This window comes from Streptomyces sp. NBRC 110028 (genome assembly GCF_001417735.1).
Taxonomy (GTDB): domain Bacteria; phylum Actinomycetota; class Actinomycetes; order Streptomycetales; family Streptomycetaceae; genus Streptomyces.
Map to the genome: position 1 here is coordinate 29,758 of NZ_BBUZ01000046.1, position 23,189 is coordinate 52,946.

Consider the following 23,189-nt stretch of genomic DNA (forward strand, 5'->3'; position numbering starts at 1 on the left):
TCTCCTCGCATCACAGTACGTAGTCACCTCGGTCGTCGGCTTCCGCGGTTTCCGGCCGGCCCTCCAGCAGCCGCGCCATCGACTCGACGGTCGAGTGCTCCAGCAGCGCGGCCACCGGCACCGGATCGCCGCCGAGGGCCGTCAGCTCCCCGGCGAGTTCCATCAGGGTCAGGGACGAGCCTCCGGCTTCGAAGAACTTCTCCCGTACGCCGATCCCCTCCGCGTCGCGGTCCAGCAGCCGCGCCCACAGCCCGGCCACGGTGCGCTCGGCCTCGTCGCGCGGCGCGGACCGCGTGTTCCGCGCGGGTGGCGCGGGTTCCGCGGCTTCCAGCGCCCGGCGGTCGGTCTTGCCGTTCACCGTCAGGGGCAGTGACGTGTGGAAGCCGAAGGCGGAGGGGACCAGTTGCGGGGGCAGCCGGCGCGCCAGGTGATCGCGCAGTTCCGTGGCGGTGGGGGTACGGCCCTCGGCGGGCACGATATGGGCCGTCAGCCGGCGTCGCTGTTCCCGGCCCACCGCCACCACCACGGCCTGCGCCACATCGGGGTGCCGGGTCAGCTCCCGTTCGATCTCGCCGGGTTCGGCCCGGAAACCGCGGACCTTGACCTGGTGGTCGGCCCGGCCGACGAAGCGCAAGTCCCCGCCGGGTGTTCTGCGGACCAGGTCCCCGGTCCGGTACATGCGCTCCCCGGCGGGGCCGTGGGGGCAGGCCACGAACCGCTCGGCGGTCAGCGCCGCCCGGCCGTGGTAGCCCCGCGCCAGGCCCTGCCCGACGAGATACAGCTCGCCCGTCACCCCGTCGGGGACCGGCCGCAGCCCGGCGTCGAGCACCAGCGCGCCGGTGCCGGGGACCGGTGTGCCGATCGCGGGTTCCCCGGCGCCGTCCAGGCGCTCGCTGACCGTGGAGCAGACGGTCGCCTCGGTGGGTCCGTACGCGTTGAACATCAGCCGGTCCGGCGCCCAGCGGGCGGCGAGTTCCGCCGGGCACTCCTCCCCGGCGGTGAACAGCACCAGCCCGCTCGGCAGACCGCCGTCCGGCAGCACGGCCAGTACGGCGGGTGGCAGTGTCACATGGGTGATCCCGTGGTCGGCGATGGTCCGCGTCAGCGCCGGGCCGGGCAGCAGTTGTTCCGGCGGGGCGAGCACCAGGGTGGCCCCGTTGCACAGCGCCATGGCGGTCTCCCAGAAGGCCGCGTCGAAGCCGGCCGAGGCGAACTGCAGCACCCGGTGGCCCGGCCCGGTGGCGGCGGCGCGGTGGATTCCGGCGAGCATGCCGGTGACGCCCCGGTGGGTGACGACGGTGCCCTTGGGGCGGCCCGTCGACCCGGAGGTGTAGATGACGTACGCGGCGTTCCCGGGCCGTACGGGCACGCGCGGCGCGGTCGCGGGGTGGTGTGCGAGACCGCCGGCGGCCTGGTCGAGGAGGACGGTCGGGACGGTGTCCGGGCACCAGGGGGCACGCGTCGCGGTGTTGGTGACGAGTACCGCCGCGCCCGCGTCCGCCAGCATCCAGCCGAGCCGTTCCGGGGGGTAGGCGGGGTCGAGGGGCAGGTGGGCGCCACCGGCCTTGAGGATCGCCAGCAGCGCGACGATCTGGTCGGTGCCCCGTGGCAGTGACAGGCCGACGGATGTCTCGGGGCCGACGCCGTGCTCGATGAGGTGGTGGGCCAGGCGGTTGGCGCGGGCGTCCAGTTCGGCGTAGGTGAGGAGGTGTCCGTCCGCCCGCAGCGCCGGTGCGCCGGGGGTCCGTGCCACCTGGTCCGCGAACAGTTCGTGCGCGCAGCGCGGTGCCGGTGCGGGTTCTTCCCCGGCGGGGGCCGCGGTGTCCACGGGCAGGGCCACGGCGGCCACCGGGCGGTCGGGGTCGGCGACCAACTCGACCAGCAATGAGTGGAGTTGATGGAGAATCCGCCCGGCGGTCCGCTCGTCGAACAGCCCGGCGTCATAGCTCACTTCGAGGACGAGGGCGCCGGTGGTGTGGACGAGGAGGGACAGGGGGTAGTTGGTGGCGTTGCCGGTGTCCAGCGTGGTGACGCGCAGCCCGCCGGCCGCGGTGGTGGCGGGGTCGAGGGGGATGTTGTCGAAGGCCACCGCGGTGTCGAAGAGGGCCGCTCCCTGGGGGACCGCGCTGTTGGCCCGCTGCTCGGACAGCGGGAAGGTGTCGTACTGGCGGGCCTCGGCCTGCTGGGCCTGCACACCGCGCAGCCAGTCGGCCACCGGGGCGCCCTCGTCGATCCGCACCCGCACCGGCAGCGTGTTGATCAGCAGGCCGATGATGGACTCCACGCCCGGCGGTCCGTCGCCGCGATGGGCGACCGTGGCACCGAAGACCACGTCCGAGCCACCGCTGTGCCGGGCCAGCAGCAGCGCCCAGGCGGCCTGGACCAGGGTGTTGACGGTGAGCCGGTGGCGGCGTGCGAAACCGCGCAGCCGGTCGTAGTCCGCTCCGCCCAGTTCGGTCACCCGTGCGGCGTGGTGGCGCACCTGGTGGCCGGGCGGCGGGGTACCGGCGTACGGCAGTGGCGTGGCGGCCGGGAAACCGGCGAGCGCCGCGCGCCAGTACGCGCGCGCCGCGGTTTCGTCGCGTGCGGCGAGCCAGCGCACATAGTCGCTGAAGGCGCCGCGCGGGGCGAGGGCGGGTGGGCGTCCGGCGGACAGGGCGGCGTAGGCGGTGAAGACGTCCGTGAGGACTTCCGTGACGCTCCATCCGTCGAGGAACAGATGGTGGCACGTCCACAGCAGCAGGACCTCGTCGTCCGCCACGCGGACGACGGCCAGCCGCGTCGGCACCTCGTGGCGCGGGTCGAGCCGGGCCGCGCGGTCCCGCTCCCTGAGCCGTTCCAGGGACTCCTGCCGGAGTTCGGGGGGCAGCCGGCGCCAGTCGTGGTGGTCGACCGGGAGGGTGAAGTCCGCTCGCGGGATCTGCACGGGCGGGGCGCCGGGCTCGGTGGCGACGGTGCTCCGCAGGGCGGGCGTGCGGTCGACGACATGCTGCCAGGCCCGGGCCAGGACACCGGGCTCGGTGACGCCCGCGACGGTCATGCCGAGACTCCGGGCGTAGACATCCGGGCCGCCGGTGGCGAGGGAGTGGTAGAGCAGGCCGGTCTGGAGCGGGGTGAGGGGGTACGGCCCGGAGCCGGGGGCCGCTGTGGGGCCCACCCGCTCCGGAGCGGCGGTGGCGGTGGTGTTCCCCGCCTGCTCGGCGAGGGCGCGGATCGTGAGCCGGGTGAAGACGTCCTTGGGGGTCAGGGCCAGGCCCGCCGCCCGGGCGCGGGTGGCGAGCCGCACACTGGTGATGGAGTCCCCGCCGAGGTCGAAGAAGTCGTCGTCCACCCCGACCCGTTCGACATCGAGCACCTCCGACCACACGGCCGCGAGGGCCCGTTCGGCGGGGTTCGCCGGGGCGACGTACGCGGCCTCGGTGTCCGGCCGCCCCTCCGGCCGGGGCAGGGCGCGCTGGTCGACCTTCCCGCTGGAGTTCAGCGGGAGGGCGTCGAGCGCCACGAACGCCGACGGGATCATGTAGCCGGGCAGCAGGGTGGCGAGGTGGCGGCGCAGCGCCGTCGTGGTGGGTGCCGGACGTCCCGGCCGGGGGACGGCGTAGGCGACGAGCCGCCGCTCCGCCCGGCCGTCGGACGGCCCGTCGACGCGCGCGGTCACGACCGCCTCGGACACGTCCGGGTGGGCGGTCAGGGCCGCTTCCACCTCGGCGGTCTCCACCCGGTAGCCACGGATCTTCACCTGGTCGTCGGCGCGGCCGAGGAAGTCGAGCACGCCTTCCGCGCGCCATCGCACCACATCTCCGGTGCGGTACATCCGGCTGCCCGGCGCGCCCCACGGGTCGGGGACGAAACGCCCGGCGGTTTCCGCGGGCCGGGACTGGTAGCCCCGGGCGAGCCCGGCGCCCGCGATGTACAGCTCGCCCGCCACCCCGATGGGTGCCGGTCGCAGCGCGCCGTCCAGGACGTAGTGCCGTACGCCCGTCACCGGTCCGCCGATGGGGACACGGCGCTCCTCCGGCAGGGTGTCGCCGTGTGCCATGAGGTGGGCGGTCGAGCACATGGTGGTCTCGGTCGGGCCGTAGAGGTTGGCGAACGGGTGCGCCGTCAGCCACCGGCGGGCCGTTTCCACGGAACACACGTCGGCCGCCGAGCACACCAGTTCCAGCCCGGGCAGCGCCGTGGGGTCGAGCACGCCGAGCAGCGCCGGGGGGAGCATCAGGTGGGTGACCGCGTCCCGGCGGATCCGCTCGGCGAGCCGCGCCGGGTCGTCGTCCTCGCCGGGTCGGCTCAGGCACAGGGTCGCGCCGGTCAGCAGGGGCATCAGGGCCTGCCAGATGCCGCCGTCGAAGCTGAACGACAGATGCTGCAGCATCCGGGAGCCGGGCCGCAGCCCGAGGGTGCGGCGGCTGTCGGCCGCCAGGTTGCACACCGCGCCGTGCTGGATCAGGACGCCCTTGGGGCGCCCCGTGGAGCCCGAGGTGTAGACGGCGTAGGCGAGGTTCGCGGGGCGGACGTGTGTCCGGGGCGGGGTCGCGGGGCGGCGGGCGATGGCCGTGCGGTCCGGTTCCCGGTCGAGGCACACGATGTCGGCGGGGACGTCGGGCAGCGAGGGGAGCTGGTGGCGGTGGGCGATCAGCACCCGTGGCGCGGCTCCGGCGGCGATGTGCGCCAGCCGGTCCCTGGGCTGCCCCAGGTCCAGGGGGACGAACGCGCCGCCCGCCTTGAGCACGGCGAGCGCGGCGACGATCAGGTCGGGGCCGCGGTCCGGGCACAGCCCGACCAGGGTCTCCGGGCCGACGCCGCGCGCGGCCAGGTGGTGGGCGAGCCGGTTGGCCCGCGCGTCCAGTTCGCCGTAGCCGATCCGGTGGTCGCCGCGGACCACGGCGGGCCGGTCCGGGTCGTGCCGGGCCCGGGCCGCGAAGACCTCGTGCACGCAGTGGCCGTCCGCGGGCTCGCCGGTGGCGTTCCACTCGGTGAGCACCTGGTGTTCCTCCGCGCCGGTGAGGAGGGAGAGCCGGGCGGCGGGGCCGGGGTCGTGCGCGATGTGGGTGAGGAGCGTGCGCAGCCGCCCGGCCATCCGCTCGGCCGTCGCCCGGTCGAACAGGGCGCTGTTGTAGAGGAAGCCGGCGCGCAGCCCGTCACCGGTCTCCTCGAATTCCACGGTGAGGTCGAAGACGGCGGACACCACCGGAACCGGGACCTCGGTGACGGCCAGTCCGCTGAACCGCCGTTCCCGGGCCGGGGCGTTGCGCATGACGACGAGCGCCTGGACCAGCGGGGTGCGGTCCGCGGCGCGGGCCGGGGCCAGCGCCTCGACCAGCCGGTCGAAGGGCAGTTCGCCGTGGGCGACGGCGTCGAGCAGGGTGTCGCGGACATCGCCGAGCGTTTCGGTGAAGGGCCGGTCGCCGTCCACCTCCGTGCGCAGGACGAGCGTGTTGACGAAGAAGCCGACCAGGTCGTCGAGCGCCTCGTGGTCCCGCCCCGAGGTCACCACCCCGACCGCGATGTCCCGCTGTCCGGTGTGCCGGGCCAAGAAGATCTGGGTCGCCGCGAGAAGGGTGCTGAACAGGGTCGTGCCGTGCTCGTGGCCGAGCTGCCGCAACCGGTCCACGACCGGGCCCGGGATCCGGACCGCGACGGCCGCCCCGGCGGTGCCGGTTTCCGGGGTCCGGGGCCGGTCGGTGGCCAGGTCCAGGGGCTCCGTTCCGGCGAGCCGGTCACGCCAGTACGCCAGTTGCCGGGCCTCGAGGCCGTCGGCGAGCCGCCGCCGGTGCCAGACGGTGTAGTCGGCGTAGCGCACCGGCAGTTCGGGGAGGCGCGCCGGGGTGCCGGTCACGGCGGCCGTGTAGTGCGCGCCCAGCTCGGCCAGCAGCACCTCGTAGGACCAGTCGTCGCTGATGAGGTGGTGCGAGGTCAGGGTGAGGACGTGGTCCGCCGGGGACAGCCGGATCAGCCGGGGGCGCAGCAGCGGCCCCCGGGCGAGGTCGAACGGGGTCAGCAGGTCCTCGCGCATCAGGCGGTCGAGCGCCCGTTCCCGGTCGGCTTCTGGCAGCGGGGTGAGGTCGATGTGTTCCGCCGTCAGCGGGCCCGGCGGGTGCACGATCTGCGCTCCCCGGCCGTCCCTGGTCTCGAAGGTCGTGCGCAGCGACTCCTGGCGTGCGGCGAGCCGGGTGAGCGCCCGGTCGAGCGCCCCGGGGTCCAGGGGGCCGGTGAGGCGGACGGCGCCGCCGACGTTGTAGTCGGGCCCCGGCGCGTAAGCGTGCAGGAACCACAGCCGCCGCTGCACCGGGGACAGGGGCAGGACGCGGTCCTGCCCGGCGGCTCCGGCGATCCGCGCACCGGGCGGGGCGGCGCCGGGCGCCGGGGTACGGAGGTGTTCGGCCAGCGCGGCGATGGTGCGGCGGTCGAGGAGCGTACGGACGGACAGCTCGGCGCCGAGGGCGGACCGGGTCCGGGCGACGGCCCGCATGGCGAGGACCGAGTCTCCGCCCAGGGCGAAGAAGTCCTCGTCCACGCCCACCCGGTCCGCGCCCAGCACCTGCGCCCAGATGCCGGCCAGGGCCCGTTCGGTGGCGGTGCGGGGCGGTGTCCGGGGGCCGTCGGCCGCCGGGGACGGCGGCACGTCGGGCAGGGAGCGGCGGTCGACCTTGCCGTTCGGCAGCGTGGGCAGCCGGTCGAGGGCGACGAGCGCCGCGGGGACCATGTGCTCGGGCAGCCGCTCGGCGAGGAAGGCGCGCAGCGCCCCGGGGCCGGGCTTCCGCGGGCCCGCGGGCACCACGTAGCCGACCAGGCGGCGCGGGCCCCGGTCCCCGCCGCCCCGCACGGCCACGGCGGCGGCCGCCACGTCCGGGTGGCCCACCAGCGCGTTCTCGATCTCCCCGGTCTCGACCCGGAAGCCGTGGATCTGCACCTGGTCGTCGCCGCGGCCGAGGAATTCCAGGACCCCGTCCGCGCGCCGCCGCACCAGGTCGCCGGTGCGGTAGAGGCGCCCGCCCGCCGTCCACGGGTCGGGGACGAACCGGTCGGCGGTGGCCTCCGGCCGCCGGTGGTAGCCGCGTACGACGCCGGGGCCGCCGATCCACAGCTCCCCGGTCTCCCCCTCGGGCACCGGGCGCAGCCGGTCGTCCAGGATGTGGGCGTCGGTGCCGGGGACCGGGCGGCCGATGGGGACCAGGGCGCTGTCCCCGAGCCCTTCGGCGGCGGGGAAGAACAGGCAGGAGTCCACGGTGGTCTCGGTGGCGCCGTAGGCGTTGACCACGGTGGTGCCGGGGTGGACGAGGGACAGCAGCTCCCGGCAGTCCTCGGTCAGCCAGCCCTCCGAGCCGACGGACAGCAGCCGCAGCGGGGGCAGGGTCCGGCCACGGGCCGCCGCCTCCCGCCCCAGCTCCTTGGCCAGGATCGGCACCAGCTCGATGGCGTCTCCCCCGCCGCTCTCCAGCAGGTCGAGCAGCCGGGCGGGGTCGGTGACGGTGTCCTGGGGCGCGATCACGACGGATCCGCCCGCGAAGACCGAGCGGAGCAGATCGGCGAGGAACAGGTCGACCGACAGGCTGGTGACGGACACGAAGCGCGGCGGGGATTCGCGCAGCTTGTACAGGCCGTCCCAGACCGCGAACACGCTGAGCAGATTGCGGTGTTCGACCAGGACGCCCTTGGGGACTCCCGTCGAACCGGAGGTGTGGATCAGATAGGCCGCGGACTTAGGTGCGGGCCGCGGGAGTGGCCCCGCGGTCTCTTCGCGGTCGTCGTGGACCTCGTCGAGCAGCAGCCTCCGGGGGCCGTCGGCGGGCAGCAGACGCGCGAGACGGGCCCGGGTGAGGACGAGCGGGGTGCCGGAGTCGGCGACCGACCAGGCCAGCCGCCGCCGCGGGTAGGCGGGGTCGAGCGGTACGTACGCCCCGCCGGCCTTGAGGATGCCGAGGACACCGGCGACCATGTCCGGCCCGCGGTCCACGCACAGCCCGACCAGCACCTCCGGGCCCACGCCGTGCCGGATCAGCCGGTGGGCGATCCGGTCGGTGCGCCGGTCGAGTTCGGCGAACGTCAGCCGGTGTCCGTCGTGGAGGACGGCCGTCGCGTCGGGGGTGCGGCCGACGTGCTCCGCGAAGAGGTCGAGCACGGTCATGCGGACTCCCGCTCCCGCATCATCTCCGCCACCAGGAACGCCAGGTCCAGGGACTGGGCGTGGTTGAGCCGCGGATCGCACGCGGACTCGTAGCGCAGCGGCAGGTCGTCGACGCCGACCGGGGCACCACCGCCGACGCATTCGGTGACGTCGTCGCCGGTGAGTTCGACGTGGATGCCCCCGGCGTGGGTGCCGAGCGCCTGGTGGACCTCGAAGAAGCCGCGCACCTCGGCGAGGATGGCGTCGAAGTCGCGGGTCTTGTGGCCGCCGGCCGTCTGATAGGTGTTCCCGTGCATCGGATCGCACACCCAGGCGACCTCGGCCCCCTCCGCGACGACCTTCTCCACCAGCGTCGGCAGCCGGTCGCGGACCTGTTCCGCGCCCATCCGGACGATGAACGTGAGCCTGCCGGGCTCGCGGTCGGGGGCGAGCCGGTCGATGTAGCGAAGGACGGTGTCCGGGTCGGTGCCGGGGCCGAGCTTCACCGCGATCGGGTTGCGGACGCGGGAGAAGTACTCGATGTGCGCGCCGTCCAGGTCCCGGGTGCGCTCTCCGATCCACAACAGGTGTCCGCTGGCCGCGTAAGCGTGTCCGGTGCGCTCGTCCCCGCGGGTGAGCGCCTGCTCGTAGTCGAGCAGCAGCCCCTCGTGGCTCGCGAAGAGTTCGGCGGTCTGCACCTCCTTGGGGTCGGCGCCGCAGGCGTGCATGAAGTTCAGGGCCCGCTCGATGTCGTCGGCGAGCCGCTCGTATCGCCTGCGGGCGGGCGAGTCGGTGACGAAGCCCCGGTTCCAGTCCTGCACCTGGTGCAGATCGGCGAAGCCACCGGTGGCGAAGGCCCGGACGAGGTTGAGCGTGGCCGCGGACACGTCGTACATCCGCCGCAGGCGCCGCGCGTCGGGGCGGCGGGCCTCGGCGGTGAACTCCGGTGCGTTCACCGCGTCTCCGCGGTACGAGGGCAGGGTGAGGCCGTCGCGCGTCTCGGTGGGCCGCGAACGCGGCTTGGCGAACTGGCCCGCGATCCGGCCGATCTTGACGACGGGCAGTGAGGCCCCGTAGGTGAGCACGACCGCCATCTGCAGCAGCGTCCTCAGCTTGCGGCCGATCACCTCGCGGGAGGACCCGTCGAAGGTCTCGGCGCAGTCGCCGCCCTGGAGGACGAACGCCTTGCCACGGGCGACGGCGGCGAGCCGGTCGCGCAGCCGGTCGCACTCCTCGGCGAACACCAGCGGGGGCGCGGCGGCCAGGCCGTCGGTGACCTCGCGGAGCAGTTCCCCGTCGGGCCACGCGGGCTGCTGGGCGGCCGGCAGCGAACGCCAGGATGCGCGGTGCGCGGTCTGCGGAGATGAATTCATCACGGCCCCCCGAAAAGTCAAAAGACGGTACGGCCGCGTCCGGTATTGGGCAGCCAAAGGCGTGCGGTTCTCGCGAGGAAAAAGCGAGCTGTTGTTCCTCGGCCGGAATTCCAGCCGACGCCGCCGACCGTCGTCAAGATTCGCCGGAGTGGCCCGCATCGGCGTTCCCCAAGTGGTCTGGTACGCCCGGCGGCCTGCTGATTGGGTTTGGCGCACCGGGGACGCCGGAATGGACCGGCCCAGGAAAAGAGAGGACATGAGATGCCAGCTACGACGACCGTCGGCGAGGCCGCGCGTCCGGCCGTGGACGGGCCACCGGCCGTCGACGGGCCGCCACCGGTCCGGGCCGGGTCGCCGTCGTTCACCGTGCGGGTCGGCCGGACGGCGCTTCCCCCGCACGAGCCGCTGCGGCTGTACGCGGAACTCGGCGCCGAACTGGGGCAGGACCAGGTCTTCCTCTTCGAGAGCCGGAACGGGCCCGAGGCGGACTGCCGCTCCGCGGTGGTGGGCTGCGGCCGGCTGGCCGAGGTGCGGGTCTTCGCCCGGCACATCGAGGTCGACGGTGCGGAGCCACTGCGGGACGCCCTGCTGGCCGTCTCCGAGCAGAGCGGGATGACCGCGCCGGACGGCCCCCGGGGCACCGCGCACCGGAGGGACTTCGACCGCTCCGGGCAGGTGTGGGAGCTGATGCGCCGGGCGCAGCGGCTGTTCGCCGTGGAGACGGACGTCCCCGGGGAGGCGTACGCCTTCGGCTTCCTCACCACCCTGGGCTACGGGGCCGCCTGGCACATGGAACGGCTGCCGGAGCGCGACGCCGCCCGGGGCGGCCCCGACGCGACGTTCACCCTCTTCCGGGACACCGTCTGGTACGAGCTGGACGGGTCGGGAGCGAGCCTGCTGAGCGCCGGCTGCGCGGACTTCCCCGCCTCCGGCGCGCCCGCGGTCGCGGCGGCGGCCCGGGCGGCCGCCGCACCGGCCGGCGAGGGCCCGGTGTGCCCTCCGGCTCCGGCGCCGCGCGCGGTACGGGACAGCGTCTCGCGCGACACCTTCCTCGGCTGGGTGCGACGGTGCCTGGAGCACATCAGGGTCGGGGACATCTACCAGATCCAGGTCGGCCACCGCATCGACGTGGAGACGGCGCTCACGCCGCTGGAGGTGTACCGCAGGCTGCGGTTCCGGAACCCTTCGCCTTATATGTACCTGTGTCCGCGGGCCGGGGGCATGCTGATCGGGGCCAGCCCCGAGCTGCTGTTCCGGACGGCAGGGGACGAGGTCGTCATGCGGCCCATCGCCGGGACGACGCGGCGCGGGCCGGTGCCGGAGGAGAACGAGCGGCGCGTCGTGGAGCTGCTGGCCAGCGTCAAGGAGCAGGCCGAGCACATCATGCTCGTCGACCTGTGCCGGAACGACATCGCCAGGGTGAGCAGCCCGGGCTCGCTGGCCGTGGAGGGCGTGATGACGGTGGAGGCGTTCTCGCACGTCTTCCATCTCGTCTCGACCGTGACGGGCCGCCTGGAGCCGGACGCGGACGTGTGGCGGACGCTGTGCGCGACCTTCCCGGCGGGCACGATGACCGGCGCCCCGAAGCTGCGCGCCATGGAGATCATCGACGGTCTGGAGGAAGAGCCCCGGGGGATCTACGCCGGGGCGGTCGGCCTCGTCGACGTGCGCGGCTGGAGCGAACTCGCCCTGTGCATCCGCACGATCACCTACGACGGGCGCGGCTTCGCCACGCAGAGTTCGGCGGGCATCGTCGCCCAGTCGACGGCCGAGGCGGAGTGGGACGAGACCCTGGCCAAGATGGGAGCCGCCTACTGGGCGCTGACCGGTGAGGAACTGGTGCCGTGAACGTCCTGCTGATCGACGCGTATGACAGTTTCGTCCACATCATCGACGCCTATCTGCGCACCCTGGGTGTCCATACGCAGGTGGTCCGCTCCGGTACCCGCACCCCCGAGGAGCTGGAGGCGCTCCGCCCGGACGCGGTCGTCCTGGGCCCCGGACCCGGGCATCCGGCGGCGTCAGGTCACGTCGAACTCGTCCATCAGTTCGCGGGCCGGGTCCCGCTGCTCGGCGTCTGCCTGGGCCATCAGGCGATCGGCCTGGCCTTCGGCGGCCGGGTCGAGACGGCCGACCACCTGATGCACGGCAGGACCAGCATGGTGCGGCACGACGGCGAAGGGGTCTTCCGGGGCCTGACCGGTACGACGGTGGCGACCCGGTACCACTCCCTGGTCGTCTCCCAGCCGCTGCCGGACGAGCTGGTGGTGACGGCCACCGCCACCGACGACGGCTATGTCATGGGGCTGCGGCATCGCACGCTGCCGGTCGAGGGGGTCCAGTTCCACCCGGAGAGCATCGCCACGGAGGGCGGTATGGACCTGTTCGGGAACTTCCTGTCGGTCGCCGCCCACTGACGGCACGTACGGGGGTCAGACGGCGCCCGCCGGCACCGGCCAGGCGTTCCGTACCTCGGCGTAGGCGTCGCCCAGCTCCCGCATCGCCTCCGCGATGCCCGACCGGGGCGGCGCCGTGTACCCCACGGCCAGGGCGGGGCCCGTCGGCCACGACGGGTCGTTGTACCGGCGCCCGCCCCTGACCAGGACGGATCTTCGCAGCGCCGCCGCGACCAGCGCGCCCTCGTCGACATGGCGGGGCAGCCGCAGCCACACGTGGAGGCCGCCCGGGGACCCGGCGATCCGCGCCTCGGGCAGATGGCGGCGCACGGCCTGTTCCAGGGTGTCCCGGCGCCCCCGCAGCCGGGAGCGCTCGCGCCGCAGATGCCGGTCGAACAGCCCGGTGCGCAGCAGGTCGGCGAAGGTGAGCTGGGTCAGGGTGTCGGAGCCCAGGTCCCGCTGGGCACGGGCCCGCTCCAGCGGGGCGACCAGCGGGGCCGGTACCGCGAGCCAGCCCAGCCGCAGACCGGGGGCGAGGGATTTGCTGGCGGTACCGGCGTAGACGACGCGCTCCGGCGCCAGGTGCTGCAGCGCCCCCGGGCGGGGGCCGTGGGCCAGCCAGAGGTCTCCGTCGTAGTCGTCCTCGATCACCCAGCCGTCCACGTCCTCGGCCCAGCGCACGAGCGCCGCACGCCGCTCGGGGCCGAGGGTGACACCCGTGGGGAACTGGTGGGACGGGGTCACCAGGACCGCGCGCACCCCGGTCCTGGCCAGCGCGGCCACGTCGATGCCGTGTTCGTCCACGGGGACGGCGCACGGCATCAGCCCGGCCTCCCGCACGAACGTGCGCTGCCTGTGGTGGCAGGGCGACTCCACGCCGAGCCGGTCGATGCCCAGGCGTGGCAGCACGGCGCACAGCAGGCCGAGCGCCTGGGCGAATCCGGAGACGACCATGACCTGGTCGGGTGTGGTCCATACGCCGTGCACCCGGCCGAGGTAGCGGGCCAGTTCGAGGCGCAGCTCGGCGACGCCGGAGAGCGGCGGGTAGTCCAGGCCCCGGCGCCCGGCGGTCCGCAGGGCGCTCTGGTACGAGGAGAGCCACTCGCGGTGCGGGAAGTTCGCGGTGCCGGCGGCGCTGGGGCGCAGGTCCCAGCGCACCGCGGGGATGTGCCCGTCGTCGGCGAGGGTGGCGCTCGTGGTGCCCCGGGCGGCGTGCGGAACCACCCGGGTGCCCGAGCCCTGCACCGCCTCCAGATAGCCCTCGGCGATGAGCTGGCCGTAGGCCTCCACCACCACGCTGCGGGACACGCCGAGGTCTTCGGCGAGGCGGCGGCTGGAGGGCAGCCGGGTGCCCGGGTGCAGAACGCCCGCCCCGATCTCCTTTCGTATTCTCCACTGGATCTGGACCGTCAGGGGGACCTCGGATTCCCGGGACACATCGATCAGGGCGTGCAGTGCCATCTGGTTTCTTTCTCCCGTGAAGTGGTCTGGATTCACTCGCGCCTACTGGTCTGGCAGGTCCTTCTCGCCGGCCCGCACACTGATTCCGGGAATACGCGGGCCAGTTGTCCGGAGGGAAGCCTCCGAAGGGAAGCGTCGGAAGGGAATCGACAGTGACTGCGGAAAAGCACAGACGCACCTGGTCCGGGCTGCTGGCGGCGCTTTTGGCCGGCGAGGATCTGACGACGGCGGACTCCGCCTGGGCGCTGGATCAGGTGATGCGCGGGCTGACGACTCCCGCGCAACTGGCGGGCCTGCTGGTCGGCTTGCGCGCCAAGGGCGAGACGGCCGACGAGATCGCGGGGTTCGTCCGGACCATGGAGGCGCACGCCGTCCCCCTGGACGTTCCCGGCCCCGCCCTGGACATCGTGGGCACCGGTGGCGACGGGGCGAACACCGTCAACATCTCCACCATGGCGGCCATCGTCGCGGCGGGCGCCGGGGCGCGGGTGGTCAAGCACGGCAACCGCTCGGCGTCCTCGGCCTGTGGCTCCGCCGATGTGCTCGAACGGCTCGGTGTCCGGCTCGACCTGCCGGTCGACCAGGTGGCCCAGCCGGCCGAGGAGGTCGGCATCACGTTCTGCTTCGCCCCGCTGTTCCACCCGGCCATGCGGCAGGCGTCGGCCACCCGGCGCGAGCTGGGGGTCCCGACCGTCTTCAACGCGCTCGGCCCGCTGACCAATCCCGCGTCGCCCGCCGCCCGGGCGGTCGGGGTGGCCGATCCCCGGCTGGCCCCGCTGGTGGCCGAGGTGCTGGCCCGGCGCGGTGTCTCCGCCCTCGTCTTCCGGGGCGACGACGGGCTCGACGAGCTGACGGTCACCACTACCTCCAAGGTCTGGTCGGTCGTCGACGGACGGGTCAGGGCCGAGGAGTTCGACCCCGCCGACATCGGCATCGGCCACGCGGCACCGGACGCGCTGCGCGGCGGTGACGCCGCGCACAACGCCGAGGTGGCACGCGAGGTGTTCGCGGGCGCCCGCGGCCCGGTCCGGGACGCGGTGCTGCTGTCGGCCGCCGCGGGTCTCGCGGCGCTCGACCCCGGAGACCGGCCGGTGGCGGAACGGCTGGTCGCCGGGGTCGGGCTGGGCGCCCGGGCCATCGACTCGGGAGCGGCCGCACACGTCCTGGAACGCTGGGCCGCCGTCACCGCGAAGCTGGCCGGGACGCCCTGACGGGCGGCGGTGGTCAGCCCTGGGCGGCCCGGCCCGCGCGGACCATGCGGGCCACCGCGTCCGCCGGGCTGCCGTCCTTGACGAGCGTCTCCCCCACCAGGACGGCGTCCGCGCCCCAGCCGGCACAGGCCGCCACGTCCTCGGGGCCCCGGATGCCGGACTCCGCGACCCGGACCAGATCGTCGGGGACGCGGTGGGCCAGCCGCGGAAAGAGGGCGCGGTCGATGGTCAGGGTCCTCAGGTCGCGCGCGTTGATCCCGATCACCGGGGCGCCGGCGGCCACCGCCCGGTCGGCCTCCTCGGCGTCGTGCACCTCGACCAGCGGGGTCAGGCCCACCTCACCGGCCAGCTTCACCAGGGAGACGAGGTCCCGCTGGTGCAGGGCGGCCACGATGAGCAGCAGCAGATCCGCCCCGTGCGCGCGGGCCTCCCACACCTGGTAGGGCGTGACGACGAAATCCTTGCGCAGCACCGGCACCCGGACCCGGGCCCGTACCGCGTCGAGGTCCGCGAGCGAACCGCCGAACCGCCGCTCCTCGGTGAGCACGCTGATCGCCGCCGCGCCACCGGCCTCGTACCCGGCGGCGAGTCCGGCCGGGTCCCCGATCTCGGCCAGCCTGCCCTTGGACGGGCTGGCCCGCTTGATCTCGGCGATGACCCGCACTCCCGCCGGGTGGCGCAGCGCCGCGACGCCGTCCAGGGCGGGCGGCGCGGATGCCACCCGGTCGCGCAGCGCGTCGAGGCTCACCCGGGCCCTGCGCGCCTCGACGTCCGCGCGCACCCCCCGGACGATGCCCTGGAGCACGTTCTTCCCCGTCACCGCTTCTCTCCCGTTCCTCATCCGCGGCGGCGTCATACGAGCGTCGAGGGCCGAAGGCCGCGGGCGCGGACGTCGCCTCCGGCGCCCGGGAGCAGCCGGGGTTCGCCGTCCCGCGCGTAGTCGCGCATGCGGTGGACGGCGGAGCGTACGGCGGCCCGTACCGCCTGGTCCTGTGCCGTGTCGATGCCCACCCCCCAGAAGGCGCGGGGGCCGCAGCCGATCTCGCAGTAGGCGGCGCGTTCGTCGCGGCCGCCCATCGGGCCCTGGACGGTCACCTCCTGAACGTGGCCTTCGAGGCCATGGGCGTCGAGGGCCGTGCGCGCGAGGGCGAACCACTCCTCGACGCCGCCCGTCGCGGTCGCGGCGGCCGACGGCGGGCAGGGGTCCGGCAGGGACTCGGCGCGCCCGGGCAGGACGTACCGCTCCTGGAAGGCCGCCCACAGCTCCGGCGCCGTGATCTCGCCGCCCGTGCGCTCGCAGATCTTCTGCATGACGGCGGCGAAGTCGATCTGCAGCCGGCGGGGCAGCTCCAGGCCGTGCCCGGTGCGCAGGAGATGGACGATGCCGCCCTTGCCGGACTGGGTGTTGATCCGGATCAGCGCCTGATAGTCCCGGCCGATGTCGCGGGGGTCGATGGGCAGGTACGGCACGTCCCACCGCACCTGGGACGACTCCTGGCGGGCCTTGAGCCCCTTGGCGATGGCGTCCTGGTGGGTGCCGGCGAACGAGGTGTAGACGAAGTCGCCGGCCCACGGGTGGCGGGCGGGTACGGGCATGCGGGTGCACTCCTCGGCCACCCGGCGGATCCCGTCGATGTCGCTGAGGTCCACCATCGGATCGACGCCCTGCGAGAACAGGTTCATGGCGAGGGTGACGAGGCAGACGTTGCCGGTGCGCTCGCCGTTGCCGAAGAGGGTGCCCTCCACACGGTCGGCGCCCGCCAGGACCGCCATCTCGGCGGCGGCGACGCCGGAGCCCCGGTCGTTGTGCGGATGGGCGGAGAGCAGGGTCCGGTCGCGGTGGGCGAGGTTGCGGCTCATGTATTCGATGCGGTCGGCGTACTCCTGGGGCGGGAAGACCTCGACCGTCGCCGGCAGATTGATCCGGAAGGTGTGCCGGGCCCGCGGTGCCCAGAAGTCGAGCACGCTGTTGCAGACGTCGAGCGCGAAGTCGGGCTCCGTCTGGGTGTAGGACTCCGGCGCGTACTGGAGGAACAACTCGGTACCGGGCAGGGACTCCTGGAACGCCAGCAGCTGTTCGGCCCCGTCGAGGGCCATCCGGCGCGTCTGCTCGCGGTCGGCGCGGAACACGACCCGGCGCTGGACCTCCGAGGTCGGGTTGAAGATCTGGACGACGGCGCGGGGCGCGCCTTCCAGGGCCTTGACGGTGCGCGCGATGAAGTCGCCGCGGATGGGCGCCATCACCTGGATGACGACGTCGTCGGGGATGGCGTCGGTGTCGATGAGATGCCGGAGGAAGTCGTGGTCGTCCTGCGAGGACGTCGGATATCCCACCTCGATCTCTTTGAAGCCGAGGGACACCAGCAGGTCGAACATCCGGCGCTTGCGGACGACGTCCATGGGCTCGATGAGGGCCTGGTTCCCGTCCCGCAGATCGACGCTGCACCACAGTGGGGCACGCTCCGCACGGCGTCCGGGCCAGGTACGGTCCTCCAGCCCGATCGGCTCGTACGGGAGGTACTTCCCCAGCGGCATCCGGCTCGGCCGTTGCAGACCACGGTCCGCTCCGGCCGGACGGTGCCCTGCGTCCGTCGGTGATGCGTCCATTGCTCCTCCGTACCCGTCCGCGCGGACGAGCCGCCAGGACGATGGGATGTGGGTGGCTGAATGCGGGATGTGAGTGGCTGAATGCCAGGAAGAAGAGCCTGACTTCTGGGCGTCGGCCAGCGATCAATTCGCCCCGGGACCACGCTCCAGAAATGCTCCGGAGGGATGTCAGAACGGGTACAGATTGCCGCTCAGCGGGCGGGGGTTGCCAGACGTTTAAGGCGACACGAAATGAGCCTGGCCGGGCGGCCGGTTCCTTCTCGGCAGCGGGCTGCCCTCACGCGGTGCAGTGAACTGCACCGCCCTTGGGGTGCCTGCCCCACTGCCGGCGCCGGCCGCGGTGCGCACAATGGAATCCATCGAACGAACGAGTCCGCCGATGGACCAGGGCCGTGCGAGGGGGCGATCAGATGCGTTCAGCCAAGGAAAAAGGACACACCATCCGACGGATCGGCAGAATGCGCGGCGCGGCCATGCTGTCCCTATCGGCCGTCGGGGCCATGATTCTCACCACCGCGGCCTGCGACTCGACACAGAAGGCGGCGGATCGCGGGGAATTGTGCGTGAAGATTGTGAAGCTCACGCTCTTCAATCCGTTTCCGAAGGACGCCGAGAAGGCCGAGCGCGATGTCCAGAAGCGTGCCGACGAGCTCGACCGGCTCGGTGACGACGCGACGGACGACACGCTGCGGAAGGTCATCGAGTCCACCGCCGATTCGCTGCGCGAGGCCAAACCGAAGGACCATGGCCCGCGTACCGTGGTCGGTTATCTGAAAGAGCAGAACGACCGGCTGTCGGACCTGCGGAAGACCTGCCTCGACTCCAAAGACTTCTGATGTCCCGGCCATCCTGACAACGTGGCCGTCCGCCGTCCGGGCGGGCTCTCCCAAGCTGGACGCCTCGGGTCAATCCCCCGTCTCCCGAGGCGTCCTGCTCACTTCAGGAAAGCTGGGCGGCCATGCGCCGAGCGGTCACGGCGTCCTCGCCGGCATCCGCCAGCCGCGCTCCGGGGTCACGGGGTAGAACAGGGTGGGGATTCCGTCGTCCGGGGACGGGCCCAGGACCCGCGGAGAGCGGGATGTGAGGAAGAGCGAGGGGGAGAGCAGCAGCCCCCGGGTGTCGAGCTCCAGGTCCTCATCGTGCGGCGTGGGGACCTCCAGCACCGGGAACGACCAGCGAATCGACGGGTGCAGGGTGCTGAGCAGCCCCTCCGGCCCGTGCGTGAGCGCGATGTCCCGGCGCGTGGCCCGGTCGGCCTCCAGGAACCGGTCGATGTGATCACGGTACGGAGCCACCGCGATCCGGTGGAACTCACGGACGTCCGCGACCAATTGGGGCTCGGGGCCACACCCGTCGGCGTCACCGCCCAGAGGGGAACAGGCGCGCTGCACGATCTGGTCCATGTCCGGAAAGGGCCGTACGGTTCTGGCCATGGTGACGAGATCCCTCACCGCACGGTGGCGGGCCACTCTCTTGCGCCATCGCCTGAAGGTCCACCCGCCGGCATCGCGCCCCAGCATCTCCAGGGCAAACAGAGCCTCACGAAATTGGTCTGATTCGGTCAGTATGCGCGTCACCGGCACACCACCGGACGCAAAACGGATACGCCGCATTTTTCCCCCATCGAAACCTGCTCAGCCGCCCGGTTTCCCTCGGCCGCCACGTCCCATCAGGCGCATCGGGTGCAGGGCAATGCCACGAGGCGGCTTGAAGACGAGTGGCCCCTCTGAGGCGCTTGCGGCTCCTCCAGTTTCAGGGGTCACTCAACTACCCCTACCTTACGGCGCGTTCGCGCCCTCGAATAGTGGAGTCCCCGCCCACAGCCGGGTGCAGCTAGCTGCACCCGGCAGGTCGGCGGGGCCATTGTCCGCGGAATGTTCACGCCGGTGAGGTGGTCGCGAGGCATGCGCCGATCCGCTCGGGAGTGGCTCCGGCGAGTGCGTCGACGATGAGGCCACCCTGCAGGAGGATCACCGCGTCGGCCTGGGCCGCGGCGACGTTGTCGACCGTCACCATCACGACAGCGGTCCCCATGGAGTCCGACACGCGGCGCAGCAGCTGGGCCAGCTCCCTCGACTCATCGGCCGGGCGGAGCCCCGCGGGCTCGTCGACCAGGAGCAGATCCGGGTCGTGGGCGAGCGACCGCGCGATGACGAGGTGACGGGCCTGCGCGGCGGGCAGTTCCCCGATCGCCGCGCGGCGGTGCGTCCACAGGCCGGTCGTCTTGTAGAGCCTCCGCAGCCTGGCGGCGCCGAGGCACCCGGCGTTCCCCTCCACGTAGTCGGCCACCCGGCCGGTGGGCCGGGGCTCGTCGGCGGCGCCGGTGGGGTGGGCGAGGTCGGCCAGAATCGCGGCGCCGCGCTCCCCGGCGCCGCGCCGCACCGTTCCGGAGGTGGGATCGATGTCCCCGGCCAGGCAGCGCAGCAACGTGGTCTTCCCGGAGCCGGGCCTTCCCATGACCGCGAGGAAGCGGCCGGGCCGCACGCCGAGGCTCACCCCCCGCAGCGCGTGCACACGGTCGGCCCCCTCGCCGAAGCTCATCGCGACGTCGTCCAGAGAGAGAACCATGGGCTCGGGACGCATGCCCTCGGCTGATTCCACGTCAAACATGTCTCACACTTCCCCAGAACAGCCAAGTGCCGTCCCTGAGGGAGCGTAGCCGCAGAAGTGTCCTCATCTCACCAGTGACGCGGGGCGCGTCGGTACTGGTGCGGGTGTGCTACGGAAAAAGAGGGGTCGCCGAGCGGACGCGGTGCCGACCAGGCGTCGCATCCGGTGAGCGCCCTGGGACAGCACACAGGCGGCCGCCCGCGAAGGAGGACAGTGGCTGGGGGATCACCACTGCCTCGTACGCGACGTGCCGCCTGAGGAGGGGGCGCCCGGGGTCGGCTGGGGAGTCGCCGGCCCCGACGGGGTGACGGGAGCTACGTCAGGCTGAGCGTCACGTTGATGACGACGCCCACAGCCACGATGGCCAGCAACACCCATGGCCACAACCGACGTTCCTTTTGGGGCTGCCATTGAGACATCGTGTTTCCTGTTCGCCGTGAGGAATGAAGAGCCGCACGACCCGATGGTTGGGCCAGCTGCTCAGCGAGCCTAACGCCGGGGAAGTCGCGCCGTCAGTCAAGCTCCCTGCAGTCCACGGGTGCAGTTCTCTGCACCCGCCCCCGCCACTCTCCCGCCCGCGCACCGGGCTTCGACCAGGGCTATTTGGCGCCCGCGAAAAGACGTAGCGAACCCGGTCGCGGCCCGGCAGGGTAACCCTCACCAAGGAGAGCGCGCTCAGGGAGATGGGGAGTTTCCCCGAGTGCCCCCGGACAAGTCGGCATGCCGGATTCCGTTTTTGACGGCTCCGGCACGTCACCAAGTCACCGTTTGCCGCCGAGACGGCGAAGAGCCGCCGATGACGGTATTGGGGGAAGGTTTCGCAGATGAGCACCACATCAGAACCCCGCAGAATATCCGTATTCGACACCACGCTCCGGGACGGCGAGCAGGCACCCGGAAATGCCATGACGGCGGAGCAGAAGCTCGAAGTGGCGCTGGCGATCGAGAGCCTGGGCGTCGACGTCATCGAAACCGGGTTCCCGGCCGCCTCGCACACGGACTTCAAGGCGACCCGGATGATGTCCGAGCGGCTGAAGGGCGCCCGGCTCGCCTCGTTCTGCCGGTCGGTGCCCAAGGACGTGGAGGTCGCCGTCGAGGCGGGCGGCACCGAGCGGCACCAGATCCAGCTCCTGGTCACCGGCAGCGACCTGCACCTGGAGCACAAGCGCGGCATCACCCGCGAGCAGGCGTACTCCGAGGTGCGGGCGGCCGTCAAGGTCGCCAAGGAGCTCGGCGTCACCGACATCTCCATCGGCATCGAGGACGCCAGCCGGGGCGAGCACGACCTGCTGCGCGGCTACTGCGAGATCGCCGTGGAAGCGGGTGCCACCACGCTCGCGCTGGGCGAGACCTCCGGGTGCATGGTGCCCGGCGAGTTCGCCGACCTCACGCACGCCGTGCGCCAGTGGATCCCCGCGAGCACCACGCTGTCCATCCACTGCCACGACGACTTCGGCCTCGCCGTCGCCAACACGCTCGCGGGCCTCGAGGCCGGTGCCGACGAGATGCAGGTGACGCTCGGCGGGATCGGCGAGCGCGCCGGAAACGCGGCCCTGGAGGAGCTCGCCGCCGTCCTGGTGTACAAGGCGGAGCACTACGGCTTCACGACCGCGATCAGGACCGAGCGGCTGTACGCGGCGTACCAGGTGCTGACGCGGGCGATTTCGATGCCGACGCCGCGCAACAAGGCCATCTTCGGCGAGTACTCCTTCGCCACCCAGGCCGGGATCCACCAGGCCGGGATGCTGGCGCGCCCGGAGACGTACGAATACCTCGAGCCCACCCGGGTGGGCCGTGAGCGTTCGATGCTGGTCGGCCGCCACTCCGGCCGTGGCATCCTGGCGCATCTGCTCGACCAGCTCGACGTGCCCGCCACGCCCGAGCTGCTGGACGAGCTGTACCACGAGTACATCGCCAGCCGCTCCGGTGGCGAGTGCGACGAGCTGCACGTCGTACGGGCGAGCCTCGCCGAACGCTTCGCCCAGCCGGCCGGGGCGGGCGCACGATGACCACCACCCCGGACGGCGCCCTCACCACCCTCGCCGAAAAGCTGTGGGACAGCCATGTCGTGCACCGTGCCGATGGCGAGCCCGACCTGCTCTACATCGATCTGCACCTGACCCACGAGGCCACCTCCCCGCAGGCGTTCGACGGCCTCCGGCTCGCGGAGCGCACCGTACGGCGCCCGGAGCTGACCGTCGCGCTGGAGGACCACAACGTCCCCACGGACTCGACGGTGATCGCGGACCCGGTCAGCCGCACCCAGATCGACACCCTGCGGCGCAACTGCGAGACCTACGGGGTGGAGCTGTACCAGCTCGGCCACCGGCGGCAGGGCATCGTGCACGTGGTCGGCCCGCAGCTGGGGCTCGTACAACCCGGCATGGCGATCGTCTGCGGCGACAGCCACACCTCCACGCACGGTGCGTTCGGGGCGCTCGCCTTCGGCATCGGCACCAGCGATGTCGAGCACGTGCTGGCCACCCAGTGCCTGTCCATCGGGCGGCCCAGGACCATGGCGGTGGAGTTCAGCGGCGAACTGCCCGCGGGCGTGGGCGCCAAGGACCTGATCCTCGCCCTGATCGCGCAGATCGGCGCCAACGGCGCCCAGGGCCACATCATCGAATACCGCGGCGCGGCGGTCCGGGCGCTGTCCATGGAAGCCCGCATGACGCTGTGCAACATGAGCATCGAGGCGGGCGCCCGGGCCGGTCTGGTGGCTCCCGACGAGACCACCTTCGCCTATCTCGAAGGGCGTCCGCACGCACCGCGCGGCGCCGACCGGGAAGCCGCCCTCGCCCACTGGCGGACGCTGCGCACCGACGACGGCGCCACCTTCGACCGGACCGTCGAACTGGATGTGTCGGGTCTGAGCCCGCTGGTGACCTGGGGCACCAACCCCAGCCAGACGGTGCCGCTGAGCGAGCGGGTACCCGCGCCCGAGGCCTTCACCGACCAAGTGGAGCGGGCGGCGGCCGAGCAGGCCCTGGCGTACATGGACCTGAAGCCGGGCACCCCGCTGCGCGAAGTCCCCATCGACGTGGTCTTCCTCGGCTCGTGCACCAACGGCCGCATCGAGGACCTGCGCGCCGCCGCCGATGTGCTGCGCGGCCGCAAGGTGGCCGACTCCACCCGGCTGCTCGTCGTCCCCGGCTCCATGCAGGTGCGCGAGCAGGCCGAGGAGGAGGGCCTGCACAAGGTGTTCGCCGACGCGGGCGCCGAGTGGCGGCTGCCGGGCTGCTCGATGTGCCTGGGCATGAACACCGACCGCCTCACCGGGCCGCAGCGGTCGGCTTCCACCTCCAACCGCAACTACGAAGGCCGGCAGGGCGCCACCGCCCGCACCCACTTGGTGTCGCCGGTGGTCGCCGCCGCGACGGCGGTGACCGGACGTCTGTCGGCCCCCGCCGACCTGGGATGAGAGAAG

Annotated in this window: 13 protein-coding genes; 6 read left to right on the plus strand and 7 right to left on the minus strand. The window is 73.0% G+C overall.

Going from position 1 to position 23,189, the window contains the following annotated elements:
- Positions 1-10: 10 nt before the first annotated feature.
- Positions 11-8,125 carry a non-ribosomal peptide synthetase gene (locus ASC60_RS33670; RefSeq protein WP_055557502.1) on the minus strand — a complete coding sequence of 2,705 codons (8,115 nt, stop codon included), beginning with the start codon at positions 8,123-8,125 and terminating at the stop codon, positions 11-13.
- On the minus strand, positions 8,122-9,477 hold the full coding sequence (locus ASC60_RS33675) for a class II 3-deoxy-7-phosphoheptulonate synthase (RefSeq protein ID WP_055557528.1): 1,356 nt from the start codon (positions 9,475-9,477) through the stop codon (positions 8,122-8,124). Before ASC60_RS33675 ends, ASC60_RS33670 begins: the two co-directional genes overlap by 4 nt.
- 261 nt (positions 9,478-9,738) lie before the next feature.
- Between ASC60_RS33675 and ASC60_RS33680 the strand changes: the two genes are divergently transcribed.
- Together ASC60_RS33680 and ASC60_RS33685 are read left to right on the plus strand one after the other, a co-directional pair.
- The gene (locus ASC60_RS33680) at positions 9,739-11,325 is read left to right on the plus strand and encodes an anthranilate synthase component I family protein (RefSeq protein WP_079038797.1); all 1,587 of its coding nucleotides are present in this window, start codon (positions 9,739-9,741) and stop codon (positions 11,323-11,325) included.
- Positions 11,322-11,894 carry an aminodeoxychorismate/anthranilate synthase component II gene (locus ASC60_RS33685; protein ID WP_055557503.1) on the plus strand — a complete coding sequence of 191 codons (573 nt, stop codon included), beginning with the start codon at positions 11,322-11,324 and terminating at the stop codon, positions 11,892-11,894. Before ASC60_RS33680 ends, ASC60_RS33685 begins: the two co-directional genes overlap by 4 nt.
- A gap of 15 nt (positions 11,895-11,909) precedes the next feature.
- Here ASC60_RS33685 and ASC60_RS33690 read toward each other — a convergent pair whose 3' ends face one another.
- The gene (locus tag ASC60_RS33690; RefSeq protein WP_055557504.1) at positions 11,910-13,334 is read right to left on the minus strand and encodes a PLP-dependent aminotransferase family protein; all 1,425 of its coding nucleotides are present in this window, start codon (positions 13,332-13,334) and stop codon (positions 11,910-11,912) included.
- 152 nt (positions 13,335-13,486) lie between these two features.
- Between ASC60_RS33690 and trpD the strand changes: the two genes are divergently transcribed.
- Complete coding sequence (gene trpD, locus ASC60_RS33695) at positions 13,487-14,545, plus strand: anthranilate phosphoribosyltransferase (RefSeq protein ID WP_055557505.1); 1,059 nt, start codon at positions 13,487-13,489, stop codon at positions 14,543-14,545.
- 13 nt (positions 14,546-14,558) lie between these two features.
- On the opposite strand, the gene trpC is transcribed toward trpD, so the two are convergent.
- Together trpC and ASC60_RS33705 are read right to left on the minus strand one after the other, a co-directional pair.
- Positions 14,559-15,365: an indole-3-glycerol phosphate synthase TrpC gene (gene trpC, locus ASC60_RS33700; RefSeq protein ID WP_234357241.1), complete on the minus strand. Its 807-nt coding sequence runs from the start codon at positions 15,363-15,365 to the stop codon at positions 14,559-14,561.
- 32 nt (positions 15,366-15,397) lie between these two features.
- A complete protein-coding gene (locus tag ASC60_RS33705; RefSeq protein WP_055557507.1) occupies positions 15,398-17,152 on the minus strand; it encodes a 2-isopropylmalate synthase in 1,755 nt (584 codons plus the stop codon).
- Between the two features lie 410 nt (positions 17,153-17,562).
- Between ASC60_RS33705 and ASC60_RS33710 the strand changes: the two genes are divergently transcribed.
- A complete protein-coding gene (locus ASC60_RS33710; protein ID WP_159043371.1) occupies positions 17,563-17,988 on the plus strand; it encodes a hypothetical protein in 426 nt (141 codons plus the stop codon).
- 135 nt (positions 17,989-18,123) lie between these two features.
- Here the strand turns inward: ASC60_RS33710 and ASC60_RS33715 are convergent, their stop codons facing one another.
- Entirely contained in the window at positions 18,124-18,585 is a 462-nt protein-coding gene (locus ASC60_RS33715) for a hypothetical protein (protein ID WP_159043372.1), read from the minus strand.
- Positions 18,586-19,030: 445 nt separating this feature from the next.
- Positions 19,031-19,762 carry an ATP-binding cassette domain-containing protein gene (locus tag ASC60_RS33720; protein ID WP_079038799.1) on the minus strand — a complete coding sequence of 244 codons (732 nt, stop codon included), beginning with the start codon at positions 19,760-19,762 and terminating at the stop codon, positions 19,031-19,033.
- 824 nt (positions 19,763-20,586) lie between these two features.
- Between ASC60_RS33720 and ASC60_RS33725 the strand changes: the two genes are divergently transcribed.
- Together ASC60_RS33725 and leuC are read left to right on the plus strand one after the other, a co-directional pair.
- Positions 20,587-21,771 carry a LeuA family protein gene (locus ASC60_RS33725; RefSeq protein ID WP_055557511.1) on the plus strand — a complete coding sequence of 395 codons (1,185 nt, stop codon included), beginning with the start codon at positions 20,587-20,589 and terminating at the stop codon, positions 21,769-21,771.
- Entirely contained in the window at positions 21,768-23,183 is a 1,416-nt protein-coding gene (gene leuC, locus ASC60_RS33730) for a 3-isopropylmalate dehydratase large subunit (RefSeq protein ID WP_055557512.1), read from the plus strand. The genes ASC60_RS33725 and leuC overlap by 4 nt, the downstream gene beginning before the upstream one ends.
- Positions 23,184-23,189 lie beyond the last annotated feature (6 nt).

What these genes read in the sequence shown, in the direction of transcription:
- ASC60_RS33670 (WP_055557502.1), bottom strand. Translation starts at nt 8,125, where the DNA reads ATGACCGTGCTCGACCTCTTCGCGGAGCACGTCGGCCGCACCCCCGAC.
- ASC60_RS33675 (WP_055557528.1), bottom strand. Translation starts at nt 9,477, where the DNA reads ATGAATTCATCTCCGCAGACCGCGCACCGCGCATCCTGGCGTTCGCTG.
- ASC60_RS33680 (WP_079038797.1), top strand. Translation starts at nt 9,739, where the DNA reads ATGCCAGCTACGACGACCGTCGGCGAGGCCGCGCGTCCGGCCGTGGAC.
- ASC60_RS33690 (WP_055557504.1), bottom strand. Translation starts at nt 13,334, where the DNA reads ATGGCACTGCACGCCCTGATCGATGTGTCCCGGGAATCCGAGGTCCCC.
- ASC60_RS33705 (WP_055557507.1), bottom strand. Translation starts at nt 17,152, where the DNA reads ATGGACGCATCACCGACGGACGCAGGGCACCGTCCGGCCGGAGCGGAC.
- ASC60_RS33710 (WP_159043371.1), top strand. Translation starts at nt 17,563, where the DNA reads ATGCGTTCAGCCAAGGAAAAAGGACACACCATCCGACGGATCGGCAGA.
- ASC60_RS33715 (WP_159043372.1), bottom strand. Translation starts at nt 18,585, where the DNA reads ATGGCCAGAACCGTACGGCCCTTTCCGGACATGGACCAGATCGTGCAG.
- ASC60_RS33720 (WP_079038799.1), bottom strand. Translation starts at nt 19,762, where the DNA reads ATGTTTGACGTGGAATCAGCCGAGGGCATGCGTCCCGAGCCCATGGTT.
- ASC60_RS33725 (WP_055557511.1), top strand. Translation starts at nt 20,587, where the DNA reads ATGAGCACCACATCAGAACCCCGCAGAATATCCGTATTCGACACCACG.
- leuC (WP_055557512.1), top strand. Translation starts at nt 21,768, where the DNA reads ATGACCACCACCCCGGACGGCGCCCTCACCACCCTCGCCGAAAAGCTG.